The sequence below is a fragment of the Arthrobacter sp. SO5 genome (assembly GCF_020532805.1).
Taxonomy (GTDB): domain Bacteria; phylum Actinomycetota; class Actinomycetes; order Actinomycetales; family Micrococcaceae; genus Arthrobacter.
This window is the reverse complement of record NZ_MQTQ01000041.1, coordinates 1-14374: the sequence shown is the minus strand read 5'-3', so window position 1 is coordinate 14374 and position 14374 is coordinate 1. Positions and strand designations below refer to the sequence as shown.

The 14374-nt window shown below is 67.5% G+C and carries 11 protein-coding genes; 4 read left to right on the top strand and 7 right to left on the bottom strand.

Annotated features, from left to right (window positions below):
- Positions 1–131 precede the first annotated feature (131 nt).
- The gene (locus BJG92_RS07330; protein WP_232083371.1) at positions 132–2720 is read right to left on the bottom strand and encodes an excinuclease ABC subunit UvrA; all 2589 of its coding nucleotides are present in this window, start codon (positions 2718–2720) and stop codon (positions 132–134) included.
- A gap of 48 nt (positions 2721–2768) precedes the next feature.
- Here BJG92_RS07330 and BJG92_RS07325 point away from each other — a divergent pair, with 48 nt between their 5' ends.
- Positions 2769–3860 (top strand): adenosine deaminase, encoded by a 1092-nt coding sequence (locus BJG92_RS07325; protein ID WP_232083370.1) that lies wholly within the window; start codon positions 2769–2771, stop codon positions 3858–3860.
- A gap of 97 nt (positions 3861–3957) precedes the next feature.
- Here the strand turns inward: BJG92_RS07325 and BJG92_RS07320 are convergent, their stop codons facing one another.
- Together BJG92_RS07320 and BJG92_RS07315 are read right to left on the bottom strand one after the other, a co-directional pair.
- On the bottom strand, positions 3958–4308 hold the full coding sequence (locus BJG92_RS07320) for a winged helix-turn-helix domain-containing protein (RefSeq protein ID WP_232083369.1): 351 nt from the start codon (positions 4306–4308) through the stop codon (positions 3958–3960).
- Positions 4305–5381: a TerC family protein gene (locus tag BJG92_RS07315; RefSeq protein ID WP_232083368.1), complete on the bottom strand. Its 1077-nt coding sequence runs from the start codon at positions 5379–5381 to the stop codon at positions 4305–4307. Before BJG92_RS07315 ends, BJG92_RS07320 begins: the two co-directional genes overlap by 4 nt.
- A gap of 343 nt (positions 5382–5724) precedes the next feature.
- Here BJG92_RS07315 and BJG92_RS07310 point away from each other — a divergent pair, with 343 nt between their 5' ends.
- A complete protein-coding gene (locus tag BJG92_RS07310; RefSeq protein WP_232083367.1) occupies positions 5725–7458 on the top strand; it encodes a SulP family inorganic anion transporter in 1734 nt (577 codons plus the stop codon).
- Positions 7459–7721: 263 nt separating this feature from the next.
- Positions 7722–8621: a glycosidase gene (locus tag BJG92_RS07305; protein WP_232083366.1), complete on the top strand. Its 900-nt coding sequence runs from the start codon at positions 7722–7724 to the stop codon at positions 8619–8621.
- A gap of 234 nt (positions 8622–8855) precedes the next feature.
- Here BJG92_RS07305 and BJG92_RS07300 read toward each other — a convergent pair whose 3' ends face one another.
- The 3 genes from BJG92_RS07300 to BJG92_RS07290 all read right to left on the bottom strand — a co-directional run bounded on the left by BJG92_RS07300 (position 8856) and on the right by BJG92_RS07290 (position 12164).
- Positions 8856–9830, bottom strand: coding sequence for an aldo/keto reductase (locus tag BJG92_RS07300; RefSeq protein WP_232083365.1), 975 nt, complete (start codon positions 9828–9830; stop codon positions 8856–8858).
- Between the two features lie 165 nt (positions 9831–9995).
- Complete coding sequence (locus BJG92_RS07295; RefSeq protein WP_232083364.1) at positions 9996–10424, bottom strand: DUF2177 family protein; 429 nt, start codon at positions 10422–10424, stop codon at positions 9996–9998.
- A gap of 504 nt (positions 10425–10928) precedes the next feature.
- On the bottom strand, positions 10929–12164 hold the full coding sequence (locus BJG92_RS07290) for a mechanosensitive ion channel family protein (RefSeq protein ID WP_232083363.1): 1236 nt from the start codon (positions 12162–12164) through the stop codon (positions 10929–10931).
- Positions 12165–12331: 167 nt separating this feature from the next.
- Here BJG92_RS07290 and BJG92_RS07285 point away from each other — a divergent pair, with 167 nt between their 5' ends.
- Positions 12332–13111 (top strand): hypothetical protein, encoded by a 780-nt coding sequence (locus BJG92_RS07285; RefSeq protein WP_232083362.1) that lies wholly within the window; start codon positions 12332–12334, stop codon positions 13109–13111.
- On the opposite strand, the gene BJG92_RS07280 is transcribed toward BJG92_RS07285, so the two are convergent.
- Positions 13074–13700 carry a PadR family transcriptional regulator gene (locus tag BJG92_RS07280; RefSeq protein WP_232083361.1) on the bottom strand — a complete coding sequence of 209 codons (627 nt, stop codon included), beginning with the start codon at positions 13698–13700 and terminating at the stop codon, positions 13074–13076. The two genes, BJG92_RS07285 and BJG92_RS07280, sit on opposite strands and share 38 nt — an antisense overlap.
- Positions 13701–14374 lie beyond the last annotated feature (674 nt).

Below are 14374 nucleotides of genomic sequence, written 5' to 3'. Positions count from 1 at the left end.
GTCTGCCTGTGGGCAGTATCTGGTGGTAGCAGCACCGGGCATGCAATGCCCGGACTCGGGCATTCAGACAAGGCTAAAACAGACCCTCGCCGATATCAAGACGTTACCTGTTGCGGCGTGACGCGGCCGGCTCAGTCCCCGAGCACTGCGGCCAGGTACGGCGCCGTCCGGCTCTTGGTGGACCGTGCGACGGCGGCGGGCGTCCCGACCGCGATGATCTTGCCCCCGGCGTCGCCGCCGGCCGGTCCAAGATCGATCACCCAGTCCGCTGCGGCCACCACGTCCATCTCGTGTTCCACCACGATCACCGTGTTGCCGGCATCGACCAGCCGGTGCAGCTGCGCCATCAGGAGTTCGACGTCGGCCGGGTGCAGGCCGGTGGTGGGCTCGTCCAGCAGGTAGAGCGAGTGTCCGCGCTGGGCGCGCTGCAGTTCGGTGGCGAGCTTGATGCGCTGGGCTTCGCCGCCGGAAAGCTCCGTGGCCGGCTGTCCCAGCCGCAGGTAGCCCAGGCCAACCTCGCGCAGGGTCTGCAGGCTGCGCGCGGCTGCGGGGACCGCGTCCAGGAACTCAGCGGCGGCGTTGACGGTCATGCCGAGGACCTCCGCGACGTTCTTGCCGCGGTAGGTGACTTCGAGGGTTTCCGGGTTGTAGCGCGAGCCGTGGCATTCCGGGCAGGGGCCGTAGCTGCCGGGCAGGAAGAGCAGTTCGACGGCGACGAAGCCCTCGCCCAGGCAGGTTTCGCAGCGGCCGCCCGCGACGTTGAAGGAGAAGCGGCCGGCGCCGAAACCGCGGGCCCTGGCCTCGTCCGTCGCCGCGAACTCCTTGCGGACGGCGTCGAACAACCCGGTGTACGTGGCCAGGTTGGAACGCGGGGTGCGGCCGATCGGCTTCTGGTCCACCTTGACCAGGCGGTCCAGCCGGTCCAGTCCCGAGACCGGGCCCACGCTGAGCGGCTCGGCGGACTCGGCGTCCGCGGACTCCAGGTCTTCGGGGGCAGTTACGGCGTCGGCGTCCGGATGCAGGTGGGCGCCGACAACCTCGGCGAGAACTTGGCTGACCAGGGTCGACTTGCCGGAGCCTGAGACGCCGGTGACCGCGGTCAGCACGCCGAGCGGGAAATCGGCGTCGAGTTCGCGCAGGTTGTGGCGGCTGATGTCGCGCAGCTGCAGCCAGCCGTCAGCTTCCCGGCGTGCGCCCGTTGCGGAGCCGCCGTCGTCGGCTGTCCTGGAACCGTCCGGTGTCCCCGACCCGTCCGGGAACAGGAAGGGCCGGGTCACGGACGCGTCCACCTCGGCGAGCCCGGCGACGGGGCCGCTGTAGAGCACCTCGCCGCCGCCTTCGCCGGCGCGCGGGCCGACGTCCACCAGCCAGTCGGCGCGGCGGACGATGTCCATGTTGTGCTCCACCACGAACACCGAGTTGCCGGAGGACTTGAGCTGGTCCAGGACGGCGAGGAGGGGTTCGGCGTCGGCCGGGTGCAGGCCCGCGGAGGGCTCGTCCAGTACGTAGATCACGCCGAAAAGGCCGGAGCGCAGCTGCGTGGCGATCCGCAGGCGCTGCATCTCGCCGGGGGAGAGCGTGGGCGTGGACCGGCCGAGGGCGAGGTAGCCCAGGCCCAAGTCCAGCAGCACGGTGACCCGCTGCAGCAGGTCCCGGGTGATGGCGACAGCCACCTCATTGCCCTCACCGGAGCTTTGCTTGCGCGAGGCGGTCCCGGCGGCCGTCAGCGCGGTGGTGGGGCGGATGATCTCGGCCAGTTCGCTCATGGGCACGGCGTTGAGTTCGGCGATGTTCCGGCCGGCGAAGGTCACGGCGAGGGCGGCGGGCGTCAGGCCGGCGCCGCCACAGACCGGGCACGGGCCGGTTTCCATGAAGCGCAGCACACGGTCGCGCATGGTGGTGCTCTTGGAATCGGCGAGGGTGTGCAGCACGTAGCTTTTTGCGCTCCAGAAGCGGCCCTTGTACGGCTTCGCCACCCGGTCGCGCTGGGGCGTCACTTCCACCACGGGCTGTTCCTCGGTGAACAGGATCCAGTCGCGGTCCTCCCTGGGCAGCTTCCGCCAAGGGGTGTCGACGTCGTAGCCGAGGTGGGTGAGGATGTCGCGCAGGTTCTTGCCCTGCCACGCGCCGGGCCACGCGGCGATCGCCCCGTCGCGGATGCTCAGTGCGGGATCCGGGACCAGGGACGACTCGGTCACGGTGTGCGCGATGCCCAGCCCGTGGCATTCCGGGCACGCGCCGGCGGCGGTGTTCGGGGAGAACGCGTCCGAATCGAGTTGGCTGGCCCCGTCGGGGTAGCTGCCGGCGCGGGAGAAGAGCATCCGCAGCGAATTGGACAGCGTCGTGACGGTCCCCACGGTCGAACGGGAACTGGGCGTCCCGCGGCGCTGTTGAAGCGCGACGGCGGGCGGCAGCCCGGTGATCATTTCCACCTTGGGGTTGTGGCCCTGCTGGATCAGCCGCCGGGCGTAGGGCGCCACGGACTCGAAGTACCGGCGCTGGGCCTCGGCGTAGATGGTGCCAAACGCCAGGGAGGACTTGCCCGAACCGGACACCCCGGTGAACGCGACGATCGCATCGCGGGGCACATCCACGTCCACGTTCCGGAGGTTGTTTTCCCGGGCGCCGCGCACCCGGACAAAACCGTCCGTGGGATGGCTGGCGCCCACGCCTGGAATGGCGGGGCCGGACGGATCGGAAGCATGCTGGGCACTGTGCATCCAATCGACTCTATCGGTGCCTGCCACCAGCGGGCATATCCTTACCGAATGGAAACTAACGACGGCGCCGCCGCCACCGAAGGCGCTGCACCGGACAGCCCAGCAGCCGCCACCCCCGAGGTCCCCGAATTCGCCGAGGTCCCCGAGGGGGTTCACGGCCCGCTGCCAGTCGCGGAACTCCACCTGCACATTGAGGGAACCCTCGAGCCCGAGCTGATCTTCGCCCTCGCGGAACGCAACGGCATCCAGCTGCCGTATGCCGGCCTGGACGAGCTGCACTCCCGCTACGAATTCACCGACCTGCAGTCCTTCCTGGACCTCTACTACGCCAACATGGCCGTGCTGCAGACCGAACAGGACTTCGCGGACATGACCCGGGCCTACCTGTCCCGGGCAGCGCTCGCCGGGGTCCGGCATGCGGAGATCATGCTGGACCCGCAGGCGCACCTGTCCCGCGGGGTGGCCCTGGAGACCTGCGTCAACGGGGTGGCCTCGGTGCTGGCAACCTCCCGTGAGGAGTTCGGGATCTCCACCCTGCTCATCGCCGCGTTCCTGCGGGACCTTTCCGAGGACTCCGCGCTCGAGGTGCTGGACCAGCTGCTGGCCATGAACGCGCCAATCGCGGGCATCGGCCTCGATTCGGCCGAGGTGGGCAACCCGCCGGCGATGTTCCAGCGGCTGTTTGCCAGGGCCAAGGACGCCGGGCTGCGCCGGATCGCGCACGCCGGGGAGGAGGGCCCGCCGTCGTACATCATCGATGCGCTGGACCTCCTTGACGTGGAGCGGATCGACCACGGGATCCGTTGCATGGAGGACCCCGAGCTGGTGGAACGGCTGGTGCAGGAGCTGATGCCGCTGACCGTGTGCCCGCTGTCCAACGTCCGGCTCCGCGCCGTGGACACCCTGACGGAGCACCCGCTGCCGGCAATGCTCGCAGCGGGCCTGAATGTGAGCGTGAACTCGGACGATCCCGCATATTTCGGCGGCTACGTGGACGACAACTTCGCGCAGCTCAAATCCGTGATTGGCCTGTCCGAGTTCGACTGCGTGCGGATGGCCGCGAACTCGATCCGTTCCTCCTTCGCGAGCGAGGAACGCAAGGCCGAGCTGCTGGCCGAGCTGGCAGCGTCCGGGCACTAACGTTCAGTTGCTTGATCACTCCTGGTTGCTAAAACCGGCGGATGGGCGCCGAAACTGATAGGGCAACGGGGGGTCAGGTCTGATAGGGCAACGCGGGTCAGGTCGACGGCGAGGGGCCGGCGAAGAGGCCGATCAGCCCGTCGACTTCCCAGGCCGCGGTTGCGGGGTGACGGAAATGCTGGTGGGGCTCAACGGTATAGCTGGTTCGCCGCCCGCTCCGGACGCGGTGAACGTATCCTCCGTCTTCGAGGTCCTTGAGGATTTGGAGGGTTGAGCGCGGGGTGATGCCGACCCTCCCGGCGATATCGGCAATGCGGGATTGCGGGTCGGCGGCCACCGAAAGCAGGACGTGCCCGTGGTTCGTGAGAAAGGTCCACGTGGGACGCGTGGGTGCCGGCAGCAAGGGCGGCTCCGGGCCCTTGTCCGGTTCCTGCGGGGAGGCTGTCATGGTTGTTCCTTGCTCATGGTTTCCGACGGCGCCGCCGCCTCCGGCTCGGCCGGGGCTGCGGGGCCGCGGCGCTTGCGCCACAGTGATTCCAGGGCGGCGATCTCCTCGGCCGACGCAGTCCCGAACGGGGGGTGCGCCGGCCCCACCGTCTCCCTGCGGCCCTGGCCGCGGGTGGCCCAGAGGCTCGCGCCGATGGATACCCCGAGGATAGTGGCGATGACGGCCAGGGAGATCGGGGTGGGGATGTAGTAGATGTCGATTTTGAGGAGCATTTTGATGCCTACCCAGATCAGGACGAGCGCGAGTCCGATCTTGAGGTAGATGAAGCGGTGGATCAGGTCAGCGAGCAGGAAGTACATGGCCCGCAGGCCCAGGATGGCGAAGGCGTTAGCGGTGAAGACCAGGAACACTTCGTCGGTGACGGCGAAGATCGCGGGGATGGAATCCACGGCGAAGATGATGTCGGTGACCTCGATGAGGACCAAGACGGCCAGCAGCGGGGTGGCCAGCAGGACGCCGTTCTTGCGGATCAGGAATCGCTGTCCGTGGAAGTCGTCCGTCATGGGCACGCGCCGGCGGAAGAGTTGCAGCACACGGGACTTTTCCGGGTCGAGGTGTTCGTTGCGGTGGCGGATCATGTTGTAGCCGGTGAGGAGAAGGAACGCCGCGAAGAGGTAGAGCACCCAACCGGCGCTCGCGATGATGGCGGAGCCCGCCGCGATGAAGATGCCGCGGAAGACCAGGGCGCCCAGGACCCCGAAGAACAGCACCCGGTGCTGGTATTCCCGCGGTACAGCGAAGTACGTGAAGATGATCGCCCAGATGAACACGTTGTCCACGGCGAGGGATTTCTCGATCAGGTATCCGGCGAAGTACTGCTGGCCGAACTCCGCACCGTAGATCTGCCAGATCAGGGCGCCGAAGCCGACTCCGAAGGCGACCCATACCCCGGACCACAGCGCGGCTTCACGGACACCGATGACGTGCGCCCTGCGGTGCGCGAACAGGTCCACGGCCAGCATGAGGATAATCACGGCAAGAACGGCCAACCAGGCCCAAAAAGGAACATTCATCAGGGAACACCCGTTTCCAGTCAGTCCACACCAACTGGAGGTCTTTCCCGGCCCCTAGGGACCTGTCCCGCCGGGCCGCTCAGGGTCGGCCGTACTGACGACGGGACATTCAGGGGATACTCCCCTCCGTCCAATGAGTGAAGCATACTTCACCTATAACGGCAAGGGGGGCTGGGCGCGGCCTCCGGACACTAGGCAACAAGCAACGCGGGGTCACTTACGGCCCATCCGGAGCCCCCGGATGGGCCGTAAGTGACCCCGCGTTGCTCCGTGGAGCGCCGCCTGCTCAGGGTCACCCCCGGGGGAGGATGCGCCGGGCGCCGGTGCCCGGCAGGGTTCTCCTATGACGACGACCGGACAACGGCGGACGGGCCGGCTGCGCCAGCTGATGCCCGGACTCGACGTCGCCGCGACGTACCAGAAGAGCTGGTTTGGCAAAGACGTCGTCGCCGGAATCGTCCTGTCGACGCTGCTGGTTCCCCAGGGCATGGCCTACGCGGAGCTGGCGGGGCTGCCCCCGATCACCGGGCTGTACACCACCGTGCTTTGCCTCCTCGCCTATGCGGTCTTCGGCCCGTCCCGCATCCTCGTCCTGGGCCCGGACTCGTCTCTCGGGCCGATGATTGCCGCGACCGTCCTGCCGCTCGTCGCCTCCGACGGTGACCCGCAGAAAGCCGTTGCGCTCGCGTCGATGCTCGCCCTGATGGTCGGCGTCATCATGATCCTCGCGTCCGTCGCCAAGCTCGGCTTCATCGCTGACCTCATCTCCAAGCCCACGATGATCGGCTACATGAACGGCCTCGCGATCACCATCCTGGTGGGCCAACTCCCCAAGCTCTTTGGGTTCTCGGTGAGCGGCGGAGGCTTTTTCGGGGACCTCGTCGGCTTCGTCCAGGGACTGGCCGGGGGCGAGGCGGTGGTTGCCGCGGCCGCCGTCGGGGTGTCCGGGATTGTGTTGATACTGGCGCTGCAGCGCTGGCTGCCCAAGGTCCCGTCGGTGCTGATCATGGTGGTGCTCGCGATCGGGGCGACGTCGCTTTTCGGCCTCGCCGACCGGGGCGTCTCACTCGTCGGGGAACTCCCGCAGGGCTTCCCCCCGTTCACCATCCCGTATCTGGAGTTCTCCGACATCGCCCTGATGTTCGCCGGCGCCCTCGGAATCGCGCTGGTGTCCTTGACGGACACGATCTCGACGGCGTCGTCGTTCGCCGCGCGCTCCGGCGAGGAGATCCGCGGCAACCAGGAGATGATCGGCATCGGTGCGGCGAACCTCGCCGCGGGCCTGTTCCAGGGCTTCCCGGTGAGCACCAGCGGCTCCCGGACCGCGGTAGCGGAACGTTCCGGCTCGAAGACCCAACTGACGGGCGTGACGGGTGCCGTGCTGATCCTGCTCATGCTGGTGCTGCTGCCGGGACTGTTTCAGAACCTGCCCCAGCCGGCCCTGGCGGCCATTGTGATCACCGCTTCAATATCCCTCGCCGATATCCCCGGCACCCGGCGGCTCTGGCGGCAGCGCAAAACGGAGTTCTACCTGTCCATCGCGGCCTTCCTCGGGGTGGCGCTGCTGGGGGTCCTTCCGGGCATCGCCATTGCGGTGGGGCTGTCCGTCCTCAACATCTTCCGCCGGGCCTGGTGGCCGTACGAGACCGTGATCGGGCGGGTGCCGGGAATTGAGGGCTTTCATGACGTGCACGTCCACCCCGACGCGATGCACCTGCCCGGCCTGGTGGTCTACCGCTTCGACGCGCCGTTGTTCTTCGCCAACGTCAGGCCGTTCCGCGAGAATGTCCGGCGGCTGGCACGCGCCGAACCCAAGCCTCGGTGGATCGTCATCGCCGCGGAACCCATCACCGACGTCGACACCACCGCCTCGGACGTGCTGCTCGAACTTGACGTCGAGCTGAACGCGCAGGGCACGTCGCTGGTGTTCGCGGAACTCAAGCACGGGGTCCGGATGAAGATCGAGCGCTACGAACTGACCCGCCAGATCGATCCGCGCCACTTTTACCGCACTATCGATGCCGCCGTGGCCGCGTATATGGCCGAGACCGGGGCCCAATGGAGCGCCGGGGACTAACCGGGAGTGGCCGGCCGGCGCCTCGGCCGGCGCCTTCGGAAGCAAGGCGGGGTCACTTTCGGCCCATGACGGACCACGGAATGGGCCGTAAGTGACCCCGCGTTGTATTTCCTACTGACGAGTACGGGGAGTTCAACCCTCGCGGACACCCGATTGGGCTGTCATAGTGGGTCACGACACACAGAGTTAACCGTTGCTGACTCGCGGAAACTCGACCATCCTTGGCAAAATGCAGGTGGATCAATTGCTTCTAGAGGAGACCCATGGGCGCGAACACTGCCGAAAACACCACCCTTCGACTTAAGGCCGTACTGGACGTCCTCGCCGAGGGCGTGTGGACGGATGAGAAACTGAACGCCGGAGCGGTGCTCGGCGAGGCAATCGCCCGCGTTCCGCTCAACGAGTTTGAGCGTGAGCTGCTCGGCGGCGGCATTCCCCGCGGCCACAAGACACTGACCACCGCCACGGCGAAGCTGGTCAAGGCCGGCTGGCTGGTCAAGGGCCGTTCGGGCTGGACCATCACCGAGGACGGCCAGCGCGCCACCGTCGCGTTCGCCGACCCTGCCGCGTTCGCCGCAGCGCTCGACGCCGGAACTCCCGTTCCCGCCGACACGCCGCTGCCGCAGGCGCCCGCCGGCAAGCCGGCACCGAAGGCCGCTGCCGCAGAGGACGTACCCTCCAAGGCCGCAAAGGTTGCAGCGAAGGTGGCCGACAAGGCCACCAAACTGGTCGAGGACGCGGTTGCGCCCGTCGCCAAGGCCATCCGGCAGAGCAAGGCACCCGCCAAGGCACCCGCCGAGGCACCCGCCGTCGCCGCGCCTGCCGCTGAGGCTGTTGCCCAAACCAGCAGCGTCCAGACCGTAGACCAGCCGGACGCCGTCGCCGTTGCCGGCGACTTCAACATCCTGCTGGGCGCGCCCGCAAACTGGGCGCCGCAGTACGACGAAGCCCAGATGGAACTGGACCTCGTGGACCAGCTGTGGAAGATCTCGGCGGACCTTCCCGCCGGCTCCTATAGCTTCAAAATTGCCCTCGACCGGTCCTGGGAGGAAAACTACGGCGCGTTCGGAGCCTTCGACGGCGCCAACCACGAGGTCCGCCACTCCGGGGGCCCGCTGGTCATCCACTACGATCACCGGACCCGCGACATCACCCTGCTGTAGCTGGCGACGCGCTTTTTTCCTGCCGACGCGCAAAAGACCCCTCGATACCGGAATTCCGGCGTCGAGGGGTCTTTTGCGCGTCGCGGGCGGGGGAGGGAATGGCGGTCCGCCCGGCTGCTGGCCGAGATCGATCAGGCTCCGGAGAAGTCCGTCCCGCACCCTTAAATCAACGCGGGGTCACTTAGCGCCCATCGGGAGCCCCCGGATGGGCGCTAAGTGACCCCGCGTTGCTGTTCAGACGTCGATGGTGCCCATGTTCGGGTAGCGCGCACCCGCCGCGGCACCGGCCGGAGCCAGCTCATCGAGCAGGGCCAGATCGCCGGCGGAGAGCTCGACGTCGACGGCGCCCAGGTTCTCACGCAGCCGCTCGCGCTTCTTGGTACCCGGGATCGGTACGATGTGCTCACCCTGGGCCAACAGCGAGGCGAGGGCCAGCTGGGCCGGGGTGCAGCCCTTCTCGCGGGCAAGCCCGGTGACGCGGTCCACCAGTTCCAGGTTGCGGGTGAAGTTCTCGCCGTGGAAGCGCGGGGAGTGGCGGCGGAAATCGTCCTCGGCGAAGTCCTCCTCGCTGCGCAGCTGTCCGGTGAGGAAGCCGCGGCCCAGCGGGCTGTAGGGGACAAAACCGATGCCAAGCTCGGCCAGCACAGGGAAGATCTTGGTCTCCGGCTCGCGCTCCCACAGCGAATATTCGGTTTGCAGGGCCGCGATCGGGTGCACGGCGTGGGCGCGGCGGACCGTGTCGGCGCTGGCTTCGGAGAGTCCCAGATGCTTCACCTTGCCGGCCTGGACCAGCTCGGCCATGGCGCCGACGGTCTCCTCAATCGGCACGGTTTTGTCCACCCGGTGCTGGTAGTACAGGTCGATGTGGTCCACGCCGAGGCGCTGCAGGCTGGCATCGCAGGCCGCGCGAACATATTCGGGCCTGCCGTTGATGCCCACCCACGAGCCGTCTTCGCGGCGTTCGTTGCCGAATTTGGTCGCCAGCACGACGCCGTCGCGGCGGCCGGCGATGGCCCCGCCCACGAGCTGTTCATTCGTGAAGGGGCCGTACATGTCCGCGGTGTCCAGCAGGGTCCCGCCGGCATCGAGAAAGGCATTAATTGTTGCGACGGACTCGCGGTCGTCGCCCTGGCCGTAGAACTCACTCATGCCCATGCAGCCCAGGCCGAGGGCCGAGACGGTGAGCGAACCGAGGGTGCGTGTTTCCATGGGGATCTCCTGAACCAGAGGGGGATGGAGGGCCGCGGGTCAGCCAAAGGGCGGCGGCGACCAGACCACTCTAGCCAGCTTCTTTGCCGCGGGCAACGGTCCGCGTTAGCTCATCGGCGGCGTCAAATTCCCCGGGAGGATCCCCGTGGGTTCTCCTGGGGGATCTTACGCTGCGGGCACAGGCTTATGCAGCCGAAGGATCGTGGCCGTGAGGGCTGTTACGGCACTGCACACCCCGGCGCCCCAAGCGATGTCGGTCACGGCCACCACAGCAGGGAAGTCCTTGAGGATGGCGAACGCGGTCAGCGCCCAGGTTGCATAGGTGAAGAAACCGAACAACGCCGCTCCGGCCACCCGGCTCCGAAGCGAGGCCCGCGGGTCGTGGGGTCGGACGCCGTAATGCACGATGCCCACCACGTAGACGACGTAGAACAGGACGACGCCCGGGCGGTTGAAGCTGGGCGCGAGCAAATCACCGATTTGGCTTTTGTATAGATTGTTTGCCACGGTGGTGATCCAGACGGCGTCGAGGCCGGCGAAGATGACGGCGGCAACCGCGTAGGCGAGCAGCCACTTCTTGGTTGGACCGGTCATGATGGTTCCTCGCGTCGGCAATTTGCGGGGCGTTCCCCGAGAGCGCGGGCAGGTGCCCGTGTCACAAATCCATGGTGCCACGGCTGGATCCCCGGCGCCCCGGCAATGCAACGCGGGGTCACTTACGGCCCATCTCGAACCCCGGGATGGGCCGTAAGTGACCCCGCGTTGCTTTAAGCGCAAGCGGGGCTGCTCAGAACCTGGTGGGGTCCGGAGTCGGCGGAACGGGCGGCGGCGGGACCGGCCCGGGGTCCGGGATCGGCAGCGGCCCCGGGATCGGCAGCGGGTCCGGCGAAGGACTCGGGCCGGGCGACGTCGGCCCTGGCTCGGGCGGGAACGGATCGGCCGGTTGCGGCTCGGGCGACGTCGGCACTGGCTCGGGCGGGAACGGGTCAGGCTCGGGGAGCGGGGGAATGGTCATGGCTCCGATTATTGACCGCCGGCCGCAGGCAGGGAAGACCCGGCCGGTTTTGTGCGGCTGCGCCTAGTTTTGTGCGGCTGCGCCTAGTTTTGCGAGGCGATGACTTTGTCCCGGTCCTCGAACACGTCCTCGCCCGGACCGGAGAACGCCCGGGAGCGCTGCACGGCCTCGACAGAGCCGGTGAACAGCTGGGAATCGTGCGGATCGGCGTGCTGCCGGGGCTGCTCGTCCGCGGCCGAGATCTTGCCGGGACGCCTGGTACCGACGGCACGGGACTCGGCCGCGGCGGGTGGCGCCGATTCGATGCGGACGTGCGGCAGCGCCGTCGGGTGGCCCTGTTGAAGGAACAGGACGAGTTCCTCGCGGATCAGGCAGCGAAGGTCAAAGAGCGAGGTGCTGTCCGCGGCGCTCACAAGGATGCGCACCCGGACGAACCCGGCCGTCGCGTCGGTGATCTGCAGGATGCCCACCCGCTCGTCCCAGAGTTCGGTGCCGGCCAGGACCTTCTTCAGCTCGGTGCGCATCTCCTCGACCGGGGCGCGCCAGTCGAGGTCGAATTCCACGGTGCCCATGACCTCGGACTGCCGCCGTGTCCAGTTCTCGAACGGGGTGGTGGTGAAGTAGGTGGAGGGCAGGATCAGCCGCCGGTCGTCCCAGATGTGGACCACCACGTAGGTCAGGGTGATCTCCTCGATCCGGCCCCATTCCTTCTGCACCACCACGACGTCGTCCACCCGGATAGCGTCCGTGAAGGCGAGCTGGATGCCGGCGAAAACGTTGACCAGGGACGTCTGGGCGGCGAGGCCGGCGACGATCGAGATGACGCCGGCGGAGGCCAGCAGCCCGGCGCCGAGGGCCTGGATCGCGGGGAACGTCAGCATCATGCTGCCCAGCGCGACCACCGCGATGAGGGCGACGGCGATCCGCCGGGCGAGGATCACCTGGGTCCGCAGCCGCCGGGCGCGCCGGTTGTCCGCCACATCCACGCTGTAGCGCGTGAGCACCATGGTTTCGATGATGAGCAGAACGGCAATCGCCAGCCAGGCCAGGGATGCGATGAGCGCGATGAGCAGCACATGGTCCACGTTGCGGCGCCATTCGACGTCGTCAGTGGTCATGGCCAAGGCGATCCGGACACCGATCAGGCAGAGCGCAAAGCGCAACGGAAGCCGGGCCACCCGCGACGTCTCGCGCAGGGCCACCTGCTTGCGGTTGATCCTGAGCACAATCCGGCGAAGCAGCCAGGACAGGACAAGTCCCGCGGCTACGGCGAGCACCATGGCCAGGAACGGCATTGCGGGGGTGATGAATTCTTGCATTGTTTAAGCTTTAGCAAGCTTGCCATTGGCAACTGAAATCGGCGCCCTGTCAACGTGGGTAGTGTCACGGCAAGCTCCGGCAGCCCAAAAGGGTCCAAAGTCCCTACCATCCGCCGAGGAAAGTTCGATGATGGTCCCACCACTTCATGTCCCAGGGGGAGGACGTCATGCGACGGACGACGGCGTCCTTCACTCTGTTTCTGGCCCTTGGCGTTGCCACGCTGCTGGCGGCCTGTGTTCTGCCGGCTGCGCCGCCGGGCTCGCGGTCAGGCTCACCGCCGGCAGCAAGCGGGGCCCCGCCGAGCCAGGCGCCCAGTACAACTGCCGCCATCTCCCCGACGGCGCCGGGGCCAACGCCGTCAGGTGCCACGCCGTCGGCGGCATGGCTGACGTTCACGTCACGGGCCGGGCTGTCCTTCGATTTTCCCGATGGCTGGAGTGTCACGGATGCGGCGGGGGAGATGCCGCTGAGCGGTGATTTTGTGGATGTGGTCAATGCCGCCGGCAAACCTATGGCGAGCCTGCGGACCAACATCGTCACCGGCGCGGAATGCGTCGACAAGCTCCCGTTCCAGGTCTACGATTCCGAGCCGATGCTTGCCCTGTCCGAGCCAGGGGTCGGCGACGGCGTCGGGCCGCGGTACGTATTTGAGTCCCGGGGAGATGACACTGCTCCGGGGCCCACGCAGACCACCATCGCGGCCTATGGCATCACACTGGTGCCCGACGAGGCCGCCGCCACGGCGTGCCCCATGTTTCACTTGTTCCTCTGGGCGCCGAGCGGAGCCTTTTTCGGCGGAACGTACAACCCGGACAACAACCGGACGCCCGGGGACGCGTCGCTGCCGTATTTGGAGAAGGCGAAGCTCTACGCAGGAACGCAGGAATACCAGGACATTCGGAAAATGATTACGTCGCTGCGGCCGGCACGATTGCCGGGGAAGTAGCCGGCGGAGTAGCCGGCGTGCCGCCCGGCGTGTCCGATGAAGCGGCCGGTGCATGCTCCGCGTCGGCGAGGATGGCGAGGGCGTCCGTTGCCCAGCTGATGGTGGCACGGGCGGAGTGTTCGCCGGCGGTGATGGTGATCAGCGCATAAGGAATGTTGGCACCCAGCTCTCCTCCCGCCAGCTCGGCCCGGGCCGCTGTCATGGACGCCAGTTGCTGTTCGGCCTGAACCCGGGCCTCGAGGATCAGCCGGCGGCAAGCCGCCGGACCAAGCTGGCGGCCGAAGAACAGGCGCAGGAGCACCCCGTTTCGCGGCTTGTTGTGCTGCGGCGGCTCGGACAGCAGTTCAAGGAGCCGGGCGGTGCCAGCGGCGGTTATGTCGTAGGGCGAGGATCGGCCGCTGACATCGTCCTGGCGCCTGACCAGCCCTTCGCGCTGCAGTTCCGCGAGGGCGGGATAGATCTGCCCGAAACTCTCGCTCCAAAAGTGACCCAGGGTGTTCTTGATTTCTTCCCTCAGCGCGTAGCCGGACATCGGCATGATGCTGAGCGCGCCGAGCACGGCGGTCTGGGTCTGGTCCGAGCGCGCCATCGGGGCTCCTTCGTGAAGATTAGTTGAGCAAACGGCTAGCCATGGCTGTCCAGGCAGAGCTAGTCTATCTGTTAGATACCGTATCTGGAAGATAGAAAAACATAGCGACGACACCGGGAGCAGGGCCAGTGATTGATGTACAGCGTGTGACCGCTCGACTTCCAGCCAGCCGTGCCGGCAAGACCGCGGCGGCAATTCTTCTCGGAGTCGCCGCTTTCCAGGGCGCCCTCGCCCTCGGGGCGCCCTGGGGAACGGCAGCCTACGGCGGCGCACATCCGGGTGTCCTGCCCGATTCGTTGCGAACAGCTAGCGCGGTGGCCTCCGGGGCGTACATACTGCTTGCAGCAGCAGCGGGAACACCGTTGGCTGGGCCTGCCCTTCGGCGGCGGGTGATGTACGGAACGGCGGGCCTCATGGCCGTGGGGGCCTTGATGAATCTCGCGTCCCCGTCCATTGTGGAACGCATGATCTGGACACCGGTGACACTCGGGTTGGGTGCGCTTCTCTGGACCGCGGCGAAGCACGACGCGCACCAGCCACGCTCTTCGTTCTGACACGCTAGGCACTGAAAGGCCCGCCATGAGGATCTTTCCTCGTCGTACGAACGCCTCCGCGCCGGACTCCACGCCGGCCTCCGCGCCGGACTCCGCCGAGGACGCCCCCGCCCCCGCACC

Coding starts and splice junctions, on each gene's coding strand:
- BJG92_RS07330 (WP_232083371.1), bottom strand. CDS start 2,720: ATGCACAGTGCCCAGCATGCTTCCGATCCGTCCGGCCCCGCCATTCCA.
- BJG92_RS07320 (WP_232083369.1), bottom strand. CDS start 4,308: ATGACAGCCTCCCCGCAGGAACCGGACAAGGGCCCGGAGCCGCCCTTG.
- BJG92_RS07290 (WP_232083363.1), bottom strand. CDS start 12,164: ATGCAAGAATTCATCACCCCCGCAATGCCGTTCCTGGCCATGGTGCTC.
- BJG92_RS07315 (WP_232083368.1), bottom strand. CDS start 5,381: ATGAATGTTCCTTTTTGGGCCTGGTTGGCCGTTCTTGCCGTGATTATC.
- BJG92_RS07285 (WP_232083362.1), top strand. CDS start 12,332: ATGCGACGGACGACGGCGTCCTTCACTCTGTTTCTGGCCCTTGGCGTT.
- BJG92_RS07305 (WP_232083366.1), top strand. CDS start 7,722: ATGGGCGCGAACACTGCCGAAAACACCACCCTTCGACTTAAGGCCGTA.
- BJG92_RS07300 (WP_232083365.1), bottom strand. CDS start 9,830: ATGGAAACACGCACCCTCGGTTCGCTCACCGTCTCGGCCCTCGGCCTG.
- BJG92_RS07325 (WP_232083370.1), top strand. CDS start 2,769: ATGGAAACTAACGACGGCGCCGCCGCCACCGAAGGCGCTGCACCGGAC.
- BJG92_RS07280 (WP_232083361.1), bottom strand. CDS start 13,700: ATGGCGCGCTCGGACCAGACCCAGACCGCCGTGCTCGGCGCGCTCAGC.
- BJG92_RS07295 (WP_232083364.1), bottom strand. CDS start 10,424: ATGACCGGTCCAACCAAGAAGTGGCTGCTCGCCTACGCGGTTGCCGCC.
- BJG92_RS07310 (WP_232083367.1), top strand. CDS start 5,725: ATGACGACGACCGGACAACGGCGGACGGGCCGGCTGCGCCAGCTGATG.